This window comes from Streptomyces milbemycinicus (assembly GCF_002154605.1).
Taxonomy (GTDB): Bacteria; Actinomycetota; Actinomycetes; order Streptomycetales; family Streptomycetaceae; genus Streptomyces; species Streptomyces milbemycinicus.
The window spans coordinates 1-19,219 of sequence record NZ_MUNE01000458.1 but is presented as its reverse complement, the minus strand read 5'-3'; the positions used below and the strand labels follow the sequence as shown (position 1 = coordinate 19,219).

Genomic DNA, 19,219 nt, shown 5'->3' with positions numbered 1-19,219 from the left:
CCGGCGCGCCGGCGGCGGACCGTCTGACGGCGTTCGGCTGGACCCTGATCGACCGCATCGCCGATGTCACGGACCTGGGCGCCGCCTTGGCGCGGCAACTCCGGCCCCGGAACCGCAACGCCTCCGAGACGGGCCGCGCGTTTCACCGCCATGTCTCGGACCTCCTGTGGGAAGCGGGAGTCGACACCGACTCCGATGTGCTCGCCCATGTCCTGCTCGCCTTTACGACGTTCGAGACCGCGGATTATCTGGTTCGCGATCGCGGAGTCCCCGCCGACGACCTCCAGGCCACCTGGGCGGACCTGGTGCGCCTGGTGACTCGACCGGACGGCTTCTTGGCCGTCGGCGGGTGAAGAGGGCCACGGCGCCGATCGGCACACTGACGAAGAAGATCCAGTGCCAGATTGAGGGGCTCCTACCTCCGTGTCTGTACCTCCGGCGGTTCGATGGGCCTTGGTGCTGCCACCTCCACGGGCACGACGGCTTCGCTCGTGTACACGAGGAAGGTCAGCGTCTCCTGGAAGTACAGACGGATGCTGCGCTCGTCGTGCGACAGGTAGCCGATGGACACGTCCTGGCCGATGCGCAGCTCGAAGTCGCCGCCCCGGGCGGACAGCAGGAAGGCCCCGTCGATCGCGGGCGCCCAGACGATGTCGCCGCCCAGGACGCGGGCCATGTGCTTGATGACCGGATAGCCGTAGTCGGACGTACCGCTGACGGCGGTGTACGCCTCGACGCTCAGCGCCATGGCGTACGGACCGCCGACACCCGCCAGCCGCAGCGCGCTCACGGCCTTGCTGACGACGGTCGGGTAGTCGCGTACCTCGGCGGGCATGGTCAGCGCCTGGTTCGACGAGCTTGAGCGCAGGCCCGCGATTCCGGCGGCGGCGTAGCCCTCGAACACAGTCCGGTCCTCGGCGAACGCGATGTCTCGCGCCGCGTCCTGCACCGGCTGCCAGTCCGTGTCCTTGGCTCCGCGTTCGACATCGTCCACCTGCTGCCGATCCACGGTGAACGGCACCCGCAGCTCCACCAGGGGCTGGAAGGCGCGTCTATGGGCCGTGATACCGTCGGCCGGAGCCTCGGCGGCCTCGAGGTGGCCGGTGCCCACGCCGGACAGTTCGGTGCCGCACGGCTCGGGAACGTCGACGATCCGGCGGCCGGCCACGTGGCGTTCAAAGGTGCGTCGTGCCTCCTGCTCCATGTCGGCCCACGCGACGGCCGAGATGGGCGCCAGTTCACGGTGCAGATTGTCCATCGGCGGTGCTCGCCTTCTGTTGCTTTCGCAGACCGCCGACTCCCAGGGAGCCGTTCACGGCCGGAAATCGGGCCGTAGCCGCCGCCGTATCGGCGTCAGCCGTCTCGCTCCGGCCCGGCGGTTCGGGAAGATCGTCCAGGAAGTCGCTGCTGGGCACGTAGAACAGCGACCCGGTGACCGGCGTGGAGAAGTCCAGGATCCGGTCGTGGGACGCCGGCGGAGCGCCCAGGAACATGCGCCTCAGCATCCGCTCGGTCACGGTCGGAGTGCGGGCGTATCCGATGAAGTACGTGCCGAACTCGCCCTGCCCGACGGTCCCGAAGGGCATGTTGTCGCGCAGGATCTCGTGCTTGGTCCCGTCAGGGTCTTCAATCGTGGTGAGGGCCACGTGTGAGTCGGCTGGTTTGACGGTGTCGTCCAGTTCGATGTCCGACAGCTTCCGGCGCCCGATCACCATCTCCTGCGCCTCGACGGGAAGGGCCTTCCATGCCTGCAGGTCGTGTACGTACCTCTGCACGACCACATAGCTGCCGGAGGCGAACTGCGGGTCCTCGTCGCCGATCAGCACGGCGGCGCTCGCCGCGGTGCCCGTCGGGTTCTCCGTGCCGTCGACGAAGCCGAGCAGGTCACGTACGTCGAAGTATTTGAAACCATGGACCTCGTCGCGCACCGTGACGACACCGCGAAGCCGCTCCATGATTTCGGCGGCCAGCGCGAAGCAGAGGTCCAGGCGGGTGGCCCGGATGTGGAACAGCAGGTCACCGGGCGTCGACACCGCACGGTGCCGCGGTCCGGTCAGCTCACGGAAGGTATGCAGCTCCGCCGGGCGTGCCCCGGCGAACAGGCGGTCCCACGCCTGTGAGCCGATGCCTACGACAACGCTCAGCCGTCCGTCCGGCGTGGCGCGGAATCCGACGGCCCGCTGCAGTCCGTTGAGATTCGACAACAGTTCCCGGGTCACCGGTTCGCCGCCCTGGTCGATGGTCGCGACCAGGAAGATCGCCGCAGCCGTCAACGGGGACAGCACCGGCTGGGGAACCGGCTCGCGGGAGCGTGCGCCCATGGGCCACATCCCTTCCTTGCAGTCGCGGATCGGGAAAGGGCGGTGGTGGCTGAGCGGAGCCACGGCGGGTCTGCCGCAGAGGGAGGCCCGGCACCGGCCCATTTGCCCGTACGGGGGCTGGGGGAAAGGCAGTGCCTGCGAAGCGGCGCTTCCCTTGTCCACCGTAGGGCGGTACCTCGGCACCCGCCACCGCGCCCCGGCGACCTGCGCGCTTGCAAAGACCAGGCATCGGTTTCAACGATCGAGGCTAGGCCCGCTCCTGGTCGTCGGCCAGTACCACGCAGGCGCTGAGATGCCAGGTATGGTCCTCCCCCGTGGACAGCTCCACGTCCACTTCGCGTCCGGACGAGCCGCCGTCCAGTGGGATCCGGAGCCAGGTGAACTCCCGGCCGTCGAGTTGCTTGCTCCGGGCTGTCTCGGTCCCGTCCACACGGACGATGAGCGGCCTGTTGAAGGTGTTGGGGTCGCCGGTGAGCAGATGCGCGGTGCAGCGTCCGGCGGGCAGCCTCAGCCGCAGTACGGTCGGGGCGCCGCTGCGTACGTAGTCCCGGCGGACGACATCGAACAGTCCGGTGTCCGTGGCGGCGGGCGTGTTGCCGACCCAGCCGAATGCGGCGCCCTCCTGCCAGCGGCTGGTCGGCGAGAGACGGGTGTAGCCCTTGAGTACCGGCGCCGAGTCGGGCCCGGCGTCCAGCGCGTGTACGCATCGCGCGGCGGGCGGGACGACGACGGCCTTGGCCAGGCTGCGCAGCGAGGAGTCGAGGGCCTGTACCGTGCCCGATCTCGGGCGTGCGTGCAGTGTGGCGAGCGCGGGGGTCGGCGGCGGCACGACGGGTATCCTCACCGTCTCGCCTTCCCGCGAGGCCACGTAGCTGGTCGCCTCCTCGGACTGCCAGCCCTCGGGTAGATCCAGCGTGGTCACCGTGCGCAGCCCGGAGCTTGTCGCGTTGACCACCTGCACCGGCAGTTCGTTGCGCTCCCCGCCCAGCAGTGCCGTATCGGCCGGGGCGACGATGGCCTGGAGCCAGCTGCGGCGCTCGTCGAGTATCCGGCTCAGCTCGAACCAGTAGGCGACCAGGGTGTCCCGCCACTGGCCGGCCCTGGCGATCTGCTCCCCGAACTGGCGGCGCACATCGGTGAACCGCCGGTGGTCGACGCGGCGGCGCAGGCCCTCCCAGCGGGTGCGCATGTCCGCCACTTGCGCCGCGCCGGAGAAGTGCGTGTCGTAGATGTGCTGGATCACGGTCTTGCCGTTGTCCAGCCGGTGGGTGTACGGGACATGGTGCAGGAAGAGAAGCAGTTCCTCGGGGCAGTTCTCCAGCGACTCGTAGGCGTCCCGTATCGCCGGCGCGTACAGCTTGGTGTAGCCGTCGCCGGTGGCGGCGGTGCGGTCGTAGCCGATGCCTTCGCGGTTGGACTTGTGGAATTGGGTGGTCGTCGTCGGGCTGGGGTCGAGGTGCCCGGTCACCGAGCCGTCCGGCGGGTGCGTGAGGTATCCGGTGCCCAGCGGCGAGGTGTAGTCCTCGTAGGTGCGCCAGGAGTCCCGGAGCAGGGCGGAGACCGTCTCGACGACGTGGAGGTCGTTGCCAAAGGTCATCCGGGTCCACTCGGTGGCCAGGTCCTCCGCGGTCAGGTCCGGGTTCCAGGAGAGCCGTCCGTAGCCGTGGGTGTTGGCCGCGGCCAGGTGTGAGCCGGTCCAGTTCCTGGCGTCGCCGAAGTTCATCACGCCGGCGAATCCGAAGTGCGAGTAGGAGTGCACCCGGCCGGTTACGACACGGGCCACGGTGCTGCCCTCGCCGGCCTTGAGTGTGTCGAAGTCCAGGACTTCCTTCCATTGCGGAACCAGATAGCACAGATGGGTGGCGTGCCCTGTGTACTCCTGCGTCACCTGGAGCTCGATCATCGAGTTGGTACCCGGCAGCGAGCCGAAGAGAGGGTGGGCGGGCTCGCGGACCTGGAAGTCGATCGGCCCGTTCTTGATCTGCACAACGGCGTTGTCCGCGAACTTCCCGTCCAGCGGTGTGAAGTCGAGGTAGGCCTGCCGGTCCCACTTCTCGTCGCTGTCGTGCACGAACGCACGCCACATCACGATCCCGCCATGCGGTCTCAGCGCGCCCGCCAGCAGGTTGGCCCCGTCGGCGTGGGTGCGCCCGTAGTCCAACGGTCCTGGGCGGCCTTCGGAGTTGGCCTTCACCAGGAAGCCGCCGAAGTCCTCGATCTTTCCGTAGATCTCCTCGGCCTTCCTCGTCCACCAGCCGCGCACCGCCGGGTCGAAGGGGTCTGCGGTGTCCAGCCCGCCCAGGTCGATGGGGGCGGCGAAGTTCGCCGTGACGTACAGCGCCACTCCGTAGCGGCGCAGTACACCGGCGAGCGCGGCCAGCTTGGTCAGGAACGGCTCGGCGAGGTAGTCCGCGGGCGTGTTGACATTATTGATCACCGCGCCGTTGATGCCGAGCGAGGCCATGACACGCGCATAGTCCGTATACCGGTTGTCGAGCTGTGGCAGCTTCTCCCAGTCGAAGAAGGACCGGCCGGCATAGCCGCGCTCGATCGAACCATCCTTGTTGTCCCAGTGGTTGGCCATGCGCAGCGGGGCGGCCGGGCGCTCCGTGAGGTCGACGTGCTCCAGCGGCCGTCGGGTCTGTACGAGGCGCAGCAGATGGAACGCACCGTAGAGCACACCGCGGTCGGCGTGGGCCGCCACCACGGTGAAGTCCCTGCCGCGCCGGGTGACCCGGCGGACGACATACCCCTCGTCGCCCAGCTCGGCCAGGTCGGCCGCGGGGACGAGCTCTCGGATCAGGGCGGAACTTGTCGGGGTGCCCACCACAAGTGCCGCGCCTGAGGCGGCGCTGGTGCGTGGCCTCACCCGTGTACCGAGCAGTCCGGTGAGCCCGCGGACCAACTCGTCCACCGCCGACTGTTGGAGCGCGCCGCCTCCTTGCCAGACCAGGGACTGCAAGGCGGCCCGGTATCGCTTGAGTTGACCGGAATCCTCCACCTGTCCATAGCGCAGCCACAGGTCGTACCCGTCCTCGGCGGGCAGTGTGGCCGCCGACGGTTCGGTGCCGAGGACTGGCTGTGCCAACGCCGGCACGGAGAGACCGAGTGAACCTGCTGCTCCTCCGAGAGCGGCTGCGGACAGAATGCTGCGGCGCCGTATTCCTGAGCTCATGACACTCACTTCCGTTAATGAACGAACTAGTGCACATCCAGGTCAGGACCAAGCCCCGCAACCGTCACACGCGTCACGACAGGTGTCAACACAACAGACCACAAGAGAACACGGTGATTAGGGTCCGCGACCAGCCTGGTTCATAAGTGCATTGATCACGCCGTGGCTATGCGCGATTTCGGCGCGGTATGACGTAGGCGGCTCTACATAGGTGAACGTCAGTCGCATATACCAACGATCAAAATCCAACAGATCTGACCCGGTCGTCATCACCGGCAATCGGCTGCTGCGGCCGAAGTCCCTCATGAGGCGCCGGTACGCCGTGGTGCGGCCGTCGCCGTCCCGGTTGTCGCGCGTATGTTCTGTACGGATGACGCTGTGGTTCAAGCGACCGCCGCGCCAAGCTTCCCAGTCTTTGGGCACGGGGGCGTATCTGGGTACTTCCGGCTGAAGCGGCCGTCCAGGCTGGACGTGTTTCGGAGCCCCGCGGCGGTCGCGCTGTGCAGAGGGCTCATGAGCGGTGCCTCCCCAGCGACGCTGATGGGCCAGATGCTGGGTGGGTTCCAGGTTTCCCAGGCGTTGTGTGTCGTGGCGGGAAGCCCTTCTTCGAGTGGCTGGGCGAAGACCCGGAGCGCTTCTCGCTGCTGAGCGGCGCCGTGGTCAATGTGACGGGTAGTCGGCGGGTCGGCATATTCGACGGTTACGCTCTGCCTGAGGGAAAGGTCGTGGCCGACATCGGCGGCTCCGACGGCACGGTCATGGCCGAGCTGCTCGGCCGCGACGCGGACCGTCGTGGGAACGTCTTCGACCTTCCGCATGCCGTGTCGGATGCACACGAGGTGCTGAGAACACACGGCATTGCGGGCCGGGCCGAGGTTGTCGGGGGCGATTTCTTCGGCGAGGTGCCGACCGCGGACGTCTATGTGCTGTCGTACGTCCTGCATGACTGGGCTGACGCATCATGCGGCCAGATACTTGGTTCGATCGCGCAGGCCGCGAACCCTGGGGCATGGCTCGCTGTGATCGAGGCAACGCTGCGTTGGTCCGTGCGCTGTACGACAGCGGCAGTTGGTGTTCACCTCCGCCAGTGGCGCCGTAGAAGTGCCGCATCGGAGTCCACAACACCCGGTGTGTGCGAGCCGAGTGGACAAGCAACTTGTCGTCGGCAGCGAAGGGCACGGACAGCACCACGAAGAACCCTCCCGCCGGCGCGTTCCACCGAACGGTCAGTGACCCGTCCGAGTGGGCGAAACGCTCGCTGAGTTCGTCGAGCAGGAGCGCGCGGTTCCACCGGTAGATGGCCGTTGTATCCGCATTGGCCTGTGAGAAACTGAAGCCGTTCTCCAGCAGTCGGCCCGCCACCACGTAGACCACCTGTCGGTTGTTGTCCAGCGCCTCGAGCACGGCACACGACACCTCCACGCTCGGCACATCTTTTGGCGACAGCCAGGCCGGATACTGTGCCGGACATGACTCACCACGCACCCCACGGCGTCGCTCCGGAGAACGAACCCAACCTGCATGGTGCAGAGTTGACCGATCCGGATTTTCTCGTCAATGCCCACCCGGACCAGGTGAGTAGGATGCTCGGCAGCGCCTCGAGCCCGCAGGCCCGGCAGGCCGCAGCGATATATCAGGCCTCGGCTCACCTCCACCGTGACACCGATCCCGTGATCCGCCGACAACTGCTCGCCCTGGACGCGGCACGTCACGGAGCGGCTGAGCTTTCCGACCGCCTCATCTCGAGCCCGGTGGAGGGAGAGCCCGACGCAGAGTGGAGAGTGGAATGGGCCACTGGCCCCTCCCGCCTCGGCCACCCGACGCGCCCCGAGGACGTGGCGTTCACGGTGGCGACCGTGGCGATCGACGGGCGTTTGCACGCGGTCGTCGGCGGCCCCGATGAGTTGGTGCGGATCTGGGATCTGGCCACGGGCGAACCGGTGGGCGAGCCTCTCACCGGCCATGAAACCAGGGTGCCGGCGGTGGCGACCACGGTGGTCGACGGATGTCCGTACGCGGTGACCGGGGACATGGACGGGGCGGTACGGGTCTGGAATCTGACCACGGGCAAACCCGTGGGCGAGCCTCTCCTCGGCCACGATGACGAGGTGAACTGTGTGGCCACAGCCTTGATCGACGGACGCCCGCACGTGGTGACCGTCAGCGAGGACGAGACCACATGGATGTGGGACCTGACCACGGGAGAACCGGTGGGCGACCCCCTCATCGACCACGAAGCCGGTGTGCCGGCGATGGCGACCACAACGATCGACGGGCATCCGCACCTGGTCACCGGTGCCTTCGGCGGGGGAGTGATGGTCTGGGACCTGGGCACGGGGGAAACGGCACGCGAACTGAACACCGGCGACCGGACCAATGTGATGACGGTGGCGACCACGGCGATCGACGGGCAGCCGCACGCCATCACCACCAGCTACCTCGACGTCGTGGATCCTGGCGACGATGACCGTTTGTCCCTGTGGGACCTGACTACGGGGCGGCAGGTCGCCGACCTGGAGGGCGACACCGACAAGGTCCAGGCGGTGGCAACGGCGCTGATCGACGGCCGGCCTCACGCGGTCACCGGCGGACAGAGGGGAAGGCGCCACCCGGAGCTGCGGGGGACGGTGCGCGTTCGGGATGTGACCACCTTCCGACAGGCAGGGCGAGAGCTACTGTTTCCGATGCCCGTCCACACCGTGACGGTTGCCTCCAACGGCTGGCTCATCGTCGGATTCGGCAACGAAGCCGCCGCGTTCAGCCGCCGCTGACCGGCGGAGCCACATCCGGCACACCACAATCGCCCGGACGGAACCTGGCAACTGACGCTCGGAGGCCACGGCAGGGCGGGAGAAAATCCGTGGACCACCGGGTGAGCCTGTGCCAAGCTGGCGTCCGCCGAGGGGTGTAGCTCAGAGGCCAGAGCGCCGGTCTCCAAAACCGGATGCCGCAGGTTCGAATCCTGTCTCCCCTGCGTGGCCGTCACCGCCGTCACCGCCCTTGCGGTGACGGCGGTGACCGAGGGCCCAGGCCGGATCCGGCCGGCCAACGGAGGGGAACTCGCGGTTGCCGAGATGCTGCGGACGCCAGCGCTACGCCCTTCCTTCTGACGCCGAGCAGCGCTAACGGCCGCGGTGGGGGCACTGGATGTGGTGTCCGCCCGCGGCGAGTCCCTTGCCGTCGGTGCCGTATGGAATCAGGGCCATCTGAAGCCGTCCGCAGGCGCAGCGGCTCCAGACCACGACACCCTTGCTGGTGGTGTGCCGGGAAACGATGGTGTTCGTGTTGGTGTTCATGGCAGCAGGATGGCCCCGGACAACCGTTGCGGTCTATTGCATGTTTTGCTGGTCGTATGTGCAAGATAATTTCATGATTGACCTACGTCGGCTTCACATGCTCCGCGTCGTGCACCAGCAGGGCACGGTCACCGCGGCCGCAGAGGCCCTGCACCTCACCCCGTCAGCGGTCTCCCACCACATGCGCGAGCTCGCGCGGCAGCTCAAGGTCCCGCTCATGGAGCCGCAGGGCCGCGGCGTCCGGCTGACCCCGGCAGGGCACCTGCTCATCGACCACGCCGACGCGCTGCTGGCCCGGTGGGAGGAGGCGCAGGCGGAGCTGGAGTCCTATCGGGTGGGCATGGCCGGACCACTGCGCATCGCGGGTTTCAACACCGCGATCAGCGGCCTGATCGCCCCCGCGGCCGGGCGGCTGCGGCACAGCCATCCCGACCTCCTGGTGCAGGTGCGCGAGTGTGACACCGTGGCGAGCATGGACCTGCTGGTGGCGGGCAAGGTGGAGGTCGCGGTCGTGGAGCCCACCGAGGGCGGGCCGCCGCTGGATGACGCGCGGTTCGAGCAGAGCCCCCTGCTGGAGGAGCCGTACATCATGCTGGTGCCCGCCGATCACCCGCTTGCGCAGGCGGTATCGGTGCGGTTGGAGGACGCGGCGGCCGAGGACTGGATTGTCGCCGACCCGGGCACCTGCGACCACGCCCAGCGGGTGCGGATGCTGTGTGCGGCGGCCGGGTTCTCGCCGCGGATCGTGCACGCCGCCACCCAGTGGGCGGCGGTCTGGTCGCTGGTCGGGAACGGGCTGGGCGTCTCGCTGGTCCCGCGGCTGGCCGAGGGCCCGGCGGGCCAGGCGGTGGTGCGGATGCCGGTGTCGAGCGAGAACATGCCGACGCGGCGGATTCTCACCTGTGTGCGCCGGGGCAGTCGGCGGCACCCGCTTGTCGACCTTGGGATACGTACCCTGGAAGAGGTGGTGCGCGACCACCGGACCATGGACGACTGGCCCTGACCCGCCTGACGGCTCAACTGCCCAGTCGCCGGCGTCGGCGATGGCGTGACATGGGCGGCGGTGTTTACACACCTGCCTGCGCTTCGCGCACCAGGTTCAGGAAGGTGGTGAGGTTCGGGACGGCGGAGGTGCTTGCGGTGGCCCAGGCGCCGCGTCGCCCCCGCTCGGTCACCTTGACGAGGCCGCGCTCCAAGGTCACTTGTTCGACCTGGGGCCAGGGCAGCCGTTTGTGCTTGCGGCCGGTCCCTGTGGTGAGCGCGCTCGGCTCCAAGACATAGGCGCCGAAGGCCACAGCCCGGCCTTGGCGCATAGCCGCGAGCATTCCGGGGAGTTGGGCTGCGGCGATCTTCGGGTCGACGAGATTGCGGAAATCTTCGACGACATTGCGCTCCGTCCGGGTGGACTGGCCCTGCAATCGGTGACTGCGGCCATCGTTGAGGCTGACCAAACAGGTGGTGGTTGTGCCGCGGTAGCTTTGGTTGACGTATCGCTTGACCAGGTCCTGGACAAAGCTCGTCACCTCGTCGTAGCGGAAGTGGAATGGGTTCGGGTCGTCGGCGAGGCCGACGACGATGCCGTGCTCGTACACGGTGATCACCAGCTGTTTGTTCCGCCAAGCCTGGAGTCGGGAACCGCCGCTCATGGCGTGCACAAGCCCGCCCATGGCGCGGTTCGACGCGATCCCCGAGAAGGAGGCGGGCACTGGTATGCCGTCACTGCGCTGCACATCGACTCCCACCTGAAGCCGCTCGACGCGGCTCCGCTCCCCGTTTGGGCAGACCAGTATCAGCCCGCACCGTACACCGGACACGAGGCACAAGCTGCGCTATTGGTACGAGGGGCATGTGCTCGCCGCCGGCCGAGGCACGGCTGTCGGCCTCCGCTCTCTGTGTCCAACCTCGAATCGATCCCGGTGGGTTGTGTCACTGAGTTTTCTGTTCACGGTAGCCGGAGCAATCGCAGTACGTTTCGTTCCACCAACCGATCCAGTCGCCGCCACTGTCGTACCGGTCGCCGCTTCCTCCGACCACCGCCAAGCACCGCGATTTGTTGATGCTGTGCTCGGACGGCCTGTGCCCACACTCGGCGCACGTCCGCCACCTGACGTTCGGAATGAACGAGCCGCTGCGCACAATGGCCGCAATGGCCAGCACGCCCACCACCAGGACGGCGATCCCGGCCACACTGACGACGTCGTACATCCTCACTTCTGGCCCCGCAGCGACCAGTCTTCGTACGTCACGTGAGGCCAGATGACGGGAACACCATCGAGTGGCCGCCACGTCTGGAATTCCCCGCGCGCCCGCCTGGGCATCACCCATGACGTCATCAGAACCCCCGATTCGTGAAGACCTCGCGTGGCAGCCAGCGTAGAGGCGGCAGGCGGCAAAGTCCTGTCCACCGCCCTCAGTTCAGATGACATATTGAGGTGAGTGAGCTCGCTTGCGGACACAGAGAGAACCGGATGGGAAGGGTTCGCCGAGGGGCTGGAGCAGGCCTGAATCACGCCGCCTTCGCAGCCGACGCTGTGCCAGGAAACCTTGTGCCGAAGGCTCGTGGAGTCTCCGGGACGGCGCCGGCCGGGCGCGTCGGGCTCACCAGAATCTCTGGCAGGAGCAGCGAATCTCTATTCGGCTCTCCGTGGTCCATGTATCGCCTTCAAAGCCGAAGTGTCGTTCGGTCACGGTGTCCTGGCCGACACGGGCCTTGCAGTCCGTCCCGGAGTGCTGTGATCTGCCGTGGCCGCATCCGCGGCAGATGCTGGTGGTGTTGGGACGCCAGTAGTCCGGATAGAAACCCCGGCAGTCGCAGGGGCTGTCCTCGCTGTGGCAGCGGCCCTCCACGTGGATCGTCCACAGGTGTCCGCACCGACACCTCGCTACACCTTCATCCCTCACGTCCACTCCTCGGGCTCGTGTCGGTCGATCCCACATGTCGCGACACCGGGTTGGCAGGATCATGGTTTTCGCGGGCCGAAGCCCTGGGATGTCGAGGCGCGGCGCCGCCGACGCCCTGCTCGACCGATGTTCCCAGATGCTCGCGGACATACGGAGAGCCGGTGGCTGAAGCATGGCGTGTTTGTTTCATTCTGCCCGGATGGGTGGATGATCGAGACGCGGTCGGCGTCGACCGCGCTGAACAGGCACAAGGGGCTTCAGCAGTTCTTCAAGTGGCTGATGAGGTGCTGGCCTCCTGCAGGGCAAGGCGTTCCTCCGGGTGCGGTTCGGAGCCAGGACGGCGCGGGCGGTGAGCCGGTGTCTGCGGGCCCGTGCCGAGCGCGAGGGCGCCGAGCTGCCGTATCCGTGGTCGGCGGAGCGCGGCGGGCGGCGGCTGGCGCCGCAACCGGACTCCGAGGCGTACTGACATCCGGCCCGGCGCGCCGCCCGGACTGTACGGCCGTCCCGTACACCGACGGACAAGAATCCGTGCGCCGCTGGCAAACCCGCGACGGGGACACCCGCATAGTTTGGTGCCGCATCGCTGATACCTGCTGTTGCCCTGTACGGAGGATTGCCGCGTGAACGCGAATGAGTCGAATTCAGACAACGGGCACCCCCATATCCGGCACATCATGGAGCGAATGGCCGAGCATCATCGCCATGCTCAAGCCGAACGTGCGGAGGACGCCCTGGAGGACGCAGTCGGAGAGGCAGCATTCGACCTGGCGGCCGACATCGCACATCCCACAGCCGGGCGGGCGGAATCCGGGTATGACGTTGATGCGGATCTCGGCATGGAGCCACGGTAGCCCGTTGGCGGTCGGACCGTCCCTGGGCCCGCTCGTGTTCGAGCGGGGCGTTCCGCTCATCCGTCCCGGTCGGCGAGGAAGAGGAAGCGGAGTTCCGTGCTGACGGCGTCGGGACGTTCCTCCTGGCAGAGGTGTCCGCACTGGGGGATGGGCACACCACGGACGTTCCGCGCCAGCCCCTTCCAGACGTCCAGGACGTCATCGGTCACCTGTCGCTGATCACGCGTCCCGACGTGGTCGCCGACACATGGCGTCGCCGACGGCGGGCACCGCGGTTCCGGACGACACTCGCCTGGCAATTCTCACCTCACACCATTACCGAAAGAATGAGTTACCCATGCAGTTCGGCATCTTCTCGGTCGGAGACGTGACGACCGATCCGGCCAATGACCGCACTCCGTCGGAGCACGAACGGATCAAGGCGATGGTCGCCATCGCCCTCAAGGCGGAGGAGGTGGGGCCTGGACGTCTTCGCGACAGGTGAGCACCACAACCCCCCGTTCGTACCGTCGTCCCCGACGACGATGCTCGGATACATAGCCGCCCGTACCGAGAAGTTGGTCCTGTCCGCGAACGGCCGCCCCGCCGATGTGCCGGACGCGCCGACGCACCCGGCGCGGGTCGCCGCCGCTGTGTCCGCCGAGGGGGAGACCGTCGCATGAAGCTCGTCGCCGTGTCCGCGGGGCTCAGCACCCCGTCCTCCACCCGTCTGCTCGCGGACCGTCTCACCGAGTCGGCAGACACGCTGATGGTACGCGTTCGGCCCCGGCCTTACTGATGCGCATCAGTGCGTGGCCCGCAAGGGCCGCGTGCCGTACCGACGGAGTCTGCGGCACCGATCGGGGCCATGCAGGCATGTCGTGCGCGCGCGGTCAGTCGAGGACAGCCGCGAGGCCGCGCCGGGATTCGCGGGGATTCGCCGGTCCCGGGCCGTGGGTATGTGTTTCAGGAAGGCCGCGCATCAGGCACCGCGCCCGCCTCGTCGCTCACTCCGCTCCACGTGTCACCGTCGTGCACCGCCGCCGTACGCCATGCCACGCCACGGAGGAGATATCCATGCGCCGTAGCTCCCGCCCTCTGGCCGCCGTGATCGCGTTCCTCACCCTCCTCGGGCTGCTGCTGCTCCCCGGGGCCACCGCCGCCGGGGCCGCACCGGCGGGCGGGGCCGGCCCGTTGCCGTCCGTCGTGCCGCGTCCGCAGGCGATGGCCCGGCTGGGCCCGGACGTCACGGTGCCCGCCGAGGTGCGAGTGGTCTACGGCGACGAAGTGGACCGGCCCACGCGCGATCTCGTTGCCTCCGTACTGCGCCGGGCGGGGGCAAAGCGCCTGCGGGGCGGCTCCGGGCCGGGGCTGACGGTGACCGTGGGGCGGCTTGCCGACGCCCGGGTCGCGGAGGCGCTGAGGGCCGCCGGGGGCCGGGTGCCCGAGGAGCTGCCCGCGGAGGGGTACGCACTGGCCGCGAGTGGTACCGCGGTGGCGCTCGCGGGCGCGGACGCCGACGGGACGTACTACGCGGCGCAGACGTTGCGTCAGCTGGTCACCGGCGCCCGGACGATCGCCTCGGTGTCGATCGTGGATCATCCGCTGATGCCGCTGCGCGGGGTGATCGAGGGGTTCTACGGAAGCCCGTGGACCCACGCCGAGCGTATGGACCAGCTGGCGTTCTACGGGGACGTCAAGATGAACACGTATGTCTACGCGCCCAAGGACGACCCGTACCACCGGGAGAAGTGGCGTGAGCCGTACCCGGCTGACAAGCTCGCCCAGCTCGGCGAGCTCGTCCGGCAGGCCGCCGACCACCATGTGCGGTTCACCTTCGCGCTCTCCCCCGGTACCTCCCTGTGCTACAGCGATCCCGCCGACTTCACGGCGCTTCAGGCCAAGTTGGGGGCGATGTACGACCTCGGGGTGCGCAGCTTCTCGGTGCCGCTGGACGACATCAGCTACACCCGGTGGAACTGCGCCGCCGACCGCACCGCCTACGGCGAGCCCTCGCAGCGGACCGCGGCCCAGGCGCAGGCCGATCTGCTGAACCGGGTGCAGAAGGAGTTCCTGGACGCCCGTGAGGGCACCTCGCCGCTCCAGACGGTGCCGACCGAGTACGGCGATGTCACCGACACCGCGTACAAGCGGACCCTGCGCGAGCGGCTGGATGCGCGGGTCGAGGTCATGTGGACCGGCACCGACGTGGTGCCGCCGCGGATCACCGTGGCCGACGCCGCGCGGGCCGCCGCCGTCTGGGGGCGCAAGGTGTTCGTCTGGGACAACTACCCGGTCAACGACTACGGCCAGGCCGAGGGCCGGCTGCTGCTCGCCCCGTACGACGCCCGTGAGCCCGGTCTGCACCAGCAGCTCTCCGGTCTGGTCCTCAACCCGATGAACCAGGCCGCCGCCAGCAAGGTCGCCCTGTTCGGCGGGGCGGACTTCGCCTGGAACGACACCGGGTACGACCCGGACCGCACCTGGCGGGCCGCGGCCGCATACCTGGCCGGGGACAATCCGGACGCGGCCACCGCGCCCGCGCTGCTGTCCTTCTTCGACACCCAGCACCTCGCGCCCACCTTCGGCGCCGAACCCTGGCAGTCCCAGGCGCCCGAACTGGCCGCCCGGCTGGCCCGGTTCCGTACCGACTGGGACGCCGGACGGCAGCGGGCGGCGCTGGAGGCCCTGCGCCCCACCGCGGCGCTGCTGGCCACCGCGTCGGCCACCATCAGGGCGGGCGTGGCCGACCGCGGCTTCGTGGCGGATTGCGCGCCGTGGCTGGACGCGCTGGCGCTGTGGGGCCGCGCGTTCGAACGCACCCTGGACGCCTTGGGTGCCCGCCTCGACGGCAACACCCAGCAGGCCGAGCAGCGGTTCGCCGAGGCGTCGTCGCTGGCCGGGCAGGCCGGACGGATCCGCACGATCCCGGGCGAGACCCGCCCTGAGGGCCCGGTCCGCGTCGCCGACGGAGTGCTCGACACCTTCCTGGCGGCTGCGCCCGGACTCGGGGGAGCGGGAGCGCACGCCCCGTAGCGGTGGCGGGCTCGAGCGGGAACGCATCACGGCTGTTCAGGAGGTCAGGGTAGACCTGTGCCGGCTCAGCGCGTCGCGTCCACCATGCTGTGCGAAGTCATCGCTTGTAAAAGCTGTTTGTCATCGGAGGGAATACAGACCGGATATCGGGAACTATCGCCTTGTCGCGAACGACCTATGAGGTGTGGAGCTCTCATTTCCCGCTCCGTTACCTCGGTCCTGACCTCGGGTCTTCTGAGGAAGTCGTTTCGAAACGCACGGCAGTTCCGCCGTGAGGGGCCGGAATTTCGCACGCAGTGGTGGCTATATCGTGGTCTGCCCCGGGCGCTTCGTACGCCGAGGTGATCAGGCATACGCGAATTCCCGGCGATTTTCCTACTCTGCCCACAGTGGAGCGGCGATGACTTCCCCCTCGGCCGACCGGACCCGGCCCTCACCCCACCCCATCGGCGAACGGCTGCGGCCCGCGTGGCCGGTCGCGGGCTTCGTCGCGCTGCTGGCCCTGCTGTTCACGCTGGCGTACGCGGTGGGCGGGCTCGTGGGTCCGGTGGCCCCCGGGATGCGGCCCGCGGGCGGTGGCGGGCAGGGAACCAGCGGGCCCGCCGATCCCGGTGATCCCGCCGATTCCGGTGACATGGGTGGCATGCACGGCATGGGCGCTCCCGGCGCGGGCGCCGGGCAGAGTGGGAGCCGGTGATGGCGAGTCAGCCGTCGTCCACCGTCTCCCCCTCCTTTCCGGGGGACCCGGTGTCCACCGTCCTGGTGGTGTCAGGCATGACGTGTGCCGCGTGTGTGGGCCGGGTCGAGAGGAAGCTGGGCCGCCTCGAAGGGGTGAGCGCCACGGTGAACCTCGCCACCGGCCGGGCCAAGGTCTCCCACCCCGCCTCGGTGTCCGTCGCCGACCTCGTGGGGGTGGTCGAGGCCGCCGGATACCAGGCGCGGCCCGCCGAACCCCCGGCCGGTCCCGGCGGGCTGCCGGACACCGCGCGGTCGGGGCCGAGCCTGGAGCGGGGCGACGGGCCGCAGGGGAGTGGCGAGGTAGATGAGCGTCACGAGCGCGACCGGCTTCTGATCACCACGCTGCTGGCCGTCCCGGTGCTGGCGCTGTCGATGGTGCCCGCGTGGCAGTTCCGCAACTGGCAGTGGCTGTGCTTCGTACTGGCCGCGCCGGTCGCCGTCTGGGGAGCGTGGCCCTTCCACCAGCGGGCGCTGCGCGGGCTGCGGCACGCCACGGCGACGATGGACACCCTGGTCTCCCTCGGTGTCGCGGCTTCCTTCGTCTGGTCCTCGTACGCGCTGTTCCTGGGAGGCGCGGGTGTGCCGGGGATGACCATGCCGCTGACGTTGCTGCCTTCCGCGAGCGGCGAAGTGGCCCACGTGTACCTGGAAGTGGTCGTCGGCGTCCCGTTGTTCGTCCTGGTGGGGCGGCGGCTGGAGGCCAGGGCCCGCCGGGGTACGGGGGCGGCGCTGCGTTCCCTGGCGGAACTCGCCGCGAAGGACGTGGCCGTGCGGCGCGGGGGCGTGGAGCGCCGCGTACCGGTGGCCGGCCTGGCGGTCGGCGATGTGTTCCTGGTCCGGCCGGGAGAACGGGTGGCCACCGACGGCACCGTCGTCGAGGGCGGCTCGGCCCTGGACCTCTCCCTGGTCACCGGGGAGAGCCACCCGGTCGAGGTCGGGCCCGGTTCGCCGGTGATCGGCGGCGCGGTGAACTCCGGCGGCCTGCTGGAGGTACGGGCTGACGCCGTGGGGTTTGACACCCAACTCGCCAGGATCACCCGGCTGGTGGAGGACGCGCAGACCGGCAAGGCGGCCGTCCAGCGGCTCGCCGACTCCGTCGCCGCCGTCTTCGTACCCGCCGTGATGTCCGTCTCCGTGACGGTGCTCGGCTTCTGGCTCGGGGCCGGAGCCGACCCGCAGGCCGCGATCACCGCGGCGGTCGCCGTCCTGGTCGTCGCCTGCCCCTGCGCGCTGGGCCTGGCCACCCCCACCGCGCTGCTGGCCGCCACGGGACGTGGCGCGCGGCTCGGCATCCTGGTCAGCGGGGTTCAGGCGCTGGAACGGCTGAGAAACATCGACACCGTGGTCCTGGACAAGACCGGAACGCTCACCACCGGCCGGATGAGCGTCATCGCCGTCACCGTGCCCGCCGATGCCGAGAAAGATACCGATACCGAGAAAGATGCCGATGCCGATGCCGCGGCCGAGGTGCTGCGCCTGACGGCCGTGGTCGAGCAAGGGGCCGATCATCCGCTGGCCCGCGCCATCGTCACCCATGCCCGCGGCCAGGGGGACGGGCACCCGCTGCCCCAGCCGGTCCGCTTCGCCGCCGTCCCCGGCTTGGGGGTGAGCGCCCTGGTGGACGGCGACGAGGTGGCCGTGACCCGGCCCGGAGAGCTGAGCGGGCTCCCCGGTGACCTGCGGGAGGCGGTCCGCGCCGCCGAGACCGCAGGCCACACCGCGGTACTGGTCCGGGTGGGGGATACCCCACGAGCGGTCATCTCCGTGGGCGACACCCTGCGCTTGGACGCCTACCGCGCAGTCGAGCACCTGCGCCGGCTGGGGCTGCGCACCGTACTCGCCTCCGGGGACCGGGAGGCGACCGTACGGGCCATCGCCGGACAGTTGGGCATCACCGAGGTCCACGCGGGAGCACTGCCCGAGGACAAGGCCGCGCTCGTGGCCACGCTCCAGGGCCACGGCAGCCGGGTGGCGGTCGTCGGTGACGGCGTCAACGACGCCGCCGCGCTGGCCGCCGCCGACCTGGGTATCGCCATGGCCGGCGGGACCGACGCCGCCATCGGCGCCGCCGACGTCACGCTCGTCCGCGAGGACATGCAGGCCATCCCCGACGCCGTGCGCCTGGCCCGGCACACCCTGGCCACCATTCGCGCCAACCTCGTATGGGCCTTCGGCTACAACCTCGTCACCCTGCCGCTGGCCGCGGTCGGCTGGCTCAATCCGATGGTCGCTGCCGCGGCCATGTCGGCCAGTTCGCTGTTGGTCGTGGGCAACAGCCTGCGCCTGCGGACCTGGCACCCCTCCCGGCCGCACCGCCCCGGCCACGTCCCCGGCCACCGCTCCGGGCGGGCCCGTACGACGACCTCATGGGAGGCGACAGCGTGATGGCCCGACCCGCTGACGGCATACGAGTCCCCTCGCCCGGCACGGACCGTACCCCCTGGCGGCCGCTGCGCGCGGCGGCGGTCCCGCTGCTGGCCTGCCTGCTGACCCTCGGCACGCTCGTCGCGTGGACCACTACGGGCAGGGCGGGCACCCCCGCTGTGCTGAGCGTTCGCGACGGACGCGTCTTCGTACCGCAGAACCCCGAGGCCACGGCGGCCTTCTTCACCATCGACAACAGCGGAGGCAGCGACGACCGGCTGATCGGCGTCACGGCGCCGGCCGGAGGGCGCGCCATGCTGAGCCGGCGGGTCGTGACCGGCAAAGGCATGCACGGTATGGAAATGGTTTCCGCCGTCACCGTGCCGGCGGGCGGGACGCTCCGTATGACCGCGAACACCGTGGACGTGATGATCAAACCGCCGCCCCGGATCGCTCCGGGCGACCGGCTCACCTTCACGCTCCACTTCCGCGCCAGCCCACCGGTCACCACCCGGGCCCTGGCGGTACGCCCCGGCCGGTGACCGGGGGGCTGGCGCG

Annotated in this window: 16 protein-coding genes, 1 tRNA gene and 3 pseudogenes; 13 read left to right on the top strand and 7 right to left on the bottom strand. The window is 69.3% G+C overall.

What is annotated here, in order from left to right; genetic code table 11:
• Window positions 1-353, top strand: a pseudogene (locus CCN51_RS33270) (TetR/AcrR family transcriptional regulator); the annotation flags it as partial.
• 62 nt (window positions 354-415) lie between these two features.
• On the opposite strand, the gene CCN51_RS33265 reads toward CCN51_RS33270, so the two are convergent.
• The 3 genes from CCN51_RS33265 to CCN51_RS33255 form a co-directional block, all read right to left on the bottom strand.
• A complete protein-coding gene (locus tag CCN51_RS33265; RefSeq protein WP_014172774.1) occupies window positions 416-1,258 on the bottom strand; it encodes a family 1 encapsulin nanocompartment shell protein in 843 nt (280 codons plus the stop codon).
• On the bottom strand, window positions 1,239-2,321 hold the full coding sequence (locus tag CCN51_RS33260) for a Dyp-type peroxidase (RefSeq protein WP_014172773.1): 1,083 nt from the start codon (window positions 2,319-2,321) through the stop codon (window positions 1,239-1,241). Before CCN51_RS33260 ends, CCN51_RS33265 begins: the two co-directional genes overlap by 20 nt.
• Before the next feature lie 247 nt (window positions 2,322-2,568).
• The gene (locus CCN51_RS33255) at window positions 2,569-5,418 is read right to left on the bottom strand and encodes an alpha-glucuronidase family glycosyl hydrolase (protein WP_014172772.1); all 2,850 of its coding nucleotides are present in this window, start codon (window positions 5,416-5,418) and stop codon (window positions 2,569-2,571) included.
• Window positions 5,419-5,996: 578 nt separating this feature from the next.
• On the opposite strand from CCN51_RS33255, the gene CCN51_RS60205 reads away from it, so the two are divergent.
• The 3 genes from CCN51_RS60205 (at window position 5,997) to CCN51_RS33240 (ending at window position 8,470) form a co-directional block, all read left to right on the top strand.
• Window positions 5,997-6,758 carry a methyltransferase gene (locus CCN51_RS60205; protein WP_425315049.1) on the top strand — a complete coding sequence of 254 codons (762 nt, stop codon included), beginning with the start codon at window positions 5,997-5,999 and terminating at the stop codon, window positions 6,756-6,758.
• 519 nt (window positions 6,759-7,277) lie between these two features.
• Window positions 7,278-8,267 carry a WD40 repeat domain-containing protein gene (locus CCN51_RS33245; RefSeq protein ID WP_158104725.1) on the top strand — a complete coding sequence of 330 codons (990 nt, stop codon included), beginning with the start codon at window positions 7,278-7,280 and terminating at the stop codon, window positions 8,265-8,267.
• A gap of 130 nt (window positions 8,268-8,397) precedes the next feature.
• Window positions 8,398-8,470, top strand: a tRNA-Trp gene (locus CCN51_RS33240).
• Between the two features lie 148 nt (window positions 8,471-8,618).
• On the opposite strand, the gene CCN51_RS56065 is transcribed toward CCN51_RS33240, so the two are convergent.
• Window positions 8,619-8,792 (bottom strand): hypothetical protein, encoded by a 174-nt coding sequence (locus CCN51_RS56065; RefSeq protein ID WP_014172769.1) that lies wholly within the window; start codon window positions 8,790-8,792, stop codon window positions 8,619-8,621.
• 73 nt (window positions 8,793-8,865) lie between these two features.
• Between CCN51_RS56065 and CCN51_RS33235 the strand changes: the two genes are divergently transcribed.
• Complete coding sequence (locus CCN51_RS33235) at window positions 8,866-9,795, top strand: LysR family transcriptional regulator (RefSeq protein ID WP_238545240.1); 930 nt, start codon at window positions 8,866-8,868, stop codon at window positions 9,793-9,795.
• 64 nt (window positions 9,796-9,859) lie between these two features.
• Here the strand turns inward: CCN51_RS33235 and CCN51_RS33230 are convergent, their stop codons facing one another.
• Both CCN51_RS33230 and CCN51_RS33225 read right to left on the bottom strand, forming a co-directional pair.
• The gene (locus CCN51_RS33230; RefSeq protein WP_143675962.1) at window positions 9,860-10,522 is read right to left on the bottom strand and encodes a DUF6585 family protein; all 663 of its coding nucleotides are present in this window, start codon (window positions 10,520-10,522) and stop codon (window positions 9,860-9,862) included.
• Between the two features lie 196 nt (window positions 10,523-10,718).
• Complete coding sequence (locus CCN51_RS33225) at window positions 10,719-10,997, bottom strand: hypothetical protein (RefSeq protein WP_014172766.1); 279 nt, start codon at window positions 10,995-10,997, stop codon at window positions 10,719-10,721.
• Window positions 10,998-12,012: 1,015 nt separating this feature from the next.
• Between CCN51_RS33225 and CCN51_RS56620 the strand changes: the two genes are divergently transcribed.
• Entirely contained in the window at window positions 12,013-12,159 is a 147-nt protein-coding gene (locus CCN51_RS56620) for a hypothetical protein (protein ID WP_193383688.1), read from the top strand.
• 154 nt (window positions 12,160-12,313) lie between these two features.
• Window positions 12,314-12,544 (top strand): hypothetical protein, encoded by a 231-nt coding sequence (locus tag CCN51_RS33215; protein WP_078610265.1) that lies wholly within the window; start codon window positions 12,314-12,316, stop codon window positions 12,542-12,544.
• Window positions 12,545-12,600: 56 nt separating this feature from the next.
• Here the strand turns inward: CCN51_RS33215 and CCN51_RS53705 are convergent, their stop codons facing one another.
• Entirely contained in the window at window positions 12,601-12,753 is a 153-nt protein-coding gene (locus CCN51_RS53705; RefSeq protein WP_014172763.1) for a hypothetical protein, read from the bottom strand.
• 128 nt (window positions 12,754-12,881) lie between these two features.
• Here CCN51_RS53705 and CCN51_RS33210 point away from each other — a divergent pair.
• The 6 genes and pseudogenes from CCN51_RS33210 to CCN51_RS33190 all read left to right on the top strand — a co-directional run.
• A pseudogene (locus CCN51_RS33210) lies at window positions 12,882-13,119 on the top strand (LLM class flavin-dependent oxidoreductase); the annotation flags it as partial.
• Between the two features lie 83 nt (window positions 13,120-13,202).
• A pseudogene (locus CCN51_RS58135) lies at window positions 13,203-13,283 on the top strand (oxidoreductase); the annotation flags it as partial.
• Between the two features lie 317 nt (window positions 13,284-13,600).
• On the top strand, window positions 13,601-15,559 hold the full coding sequence (locus CCN51_RS33205) for a glycoside hydrolase family 84 protein (protein WP_014172759.1): 1,959 nt from the start codon (window positions 13,601-13,603) through the stop codon (window positions 15,557-15,559).
• 400 nt (window positions 15,560-15,959) lie between these two features.
• On the top strand, window positions 15,960-16,256 hold the full coding sequence (locus CCN51_RS33200) for a hypothetical protein (protein ID WP_014172758.1): 297 nt from the start codon (window positions 15,960-15,962) through the stop codon (window positions 16,254-16,256).
• Window positions 16,256-18,682: a heavy metal translocating P-type ATPase gene (locus tag CCN51_RS33195; RefSeq protein WP_055413826.1), complete on the top strand. Its 2,427-nt coding sequence runs from the start codon at window positions 16,256-16,258 to the stop codon at window positions 18,680-18,682. The genes CCN51_RS33200 and CCN51_RS33195 overlap by 1 nt, the downstream gene beginning before the upstream one ends.
• Window positions 18,682-19,203 carry a copper chaperone PCu(A)C gene (locus CCN51_RS33190; protein WP_106436501.1) on the top strand — a complete coding sequence of 174 codons (522 nt, stop codon included), beginning with the start codon at window positions 18,682-18,684 and terminating at the stop codon, window positions 19,201-19,203. Before CCN51_RS33195 ends, CCN51_RS33190 begins: the two co-directional genes overlap by 1 nt.
• Window positions 19,204-19,219: the final 16 nt, after the last annotated feature.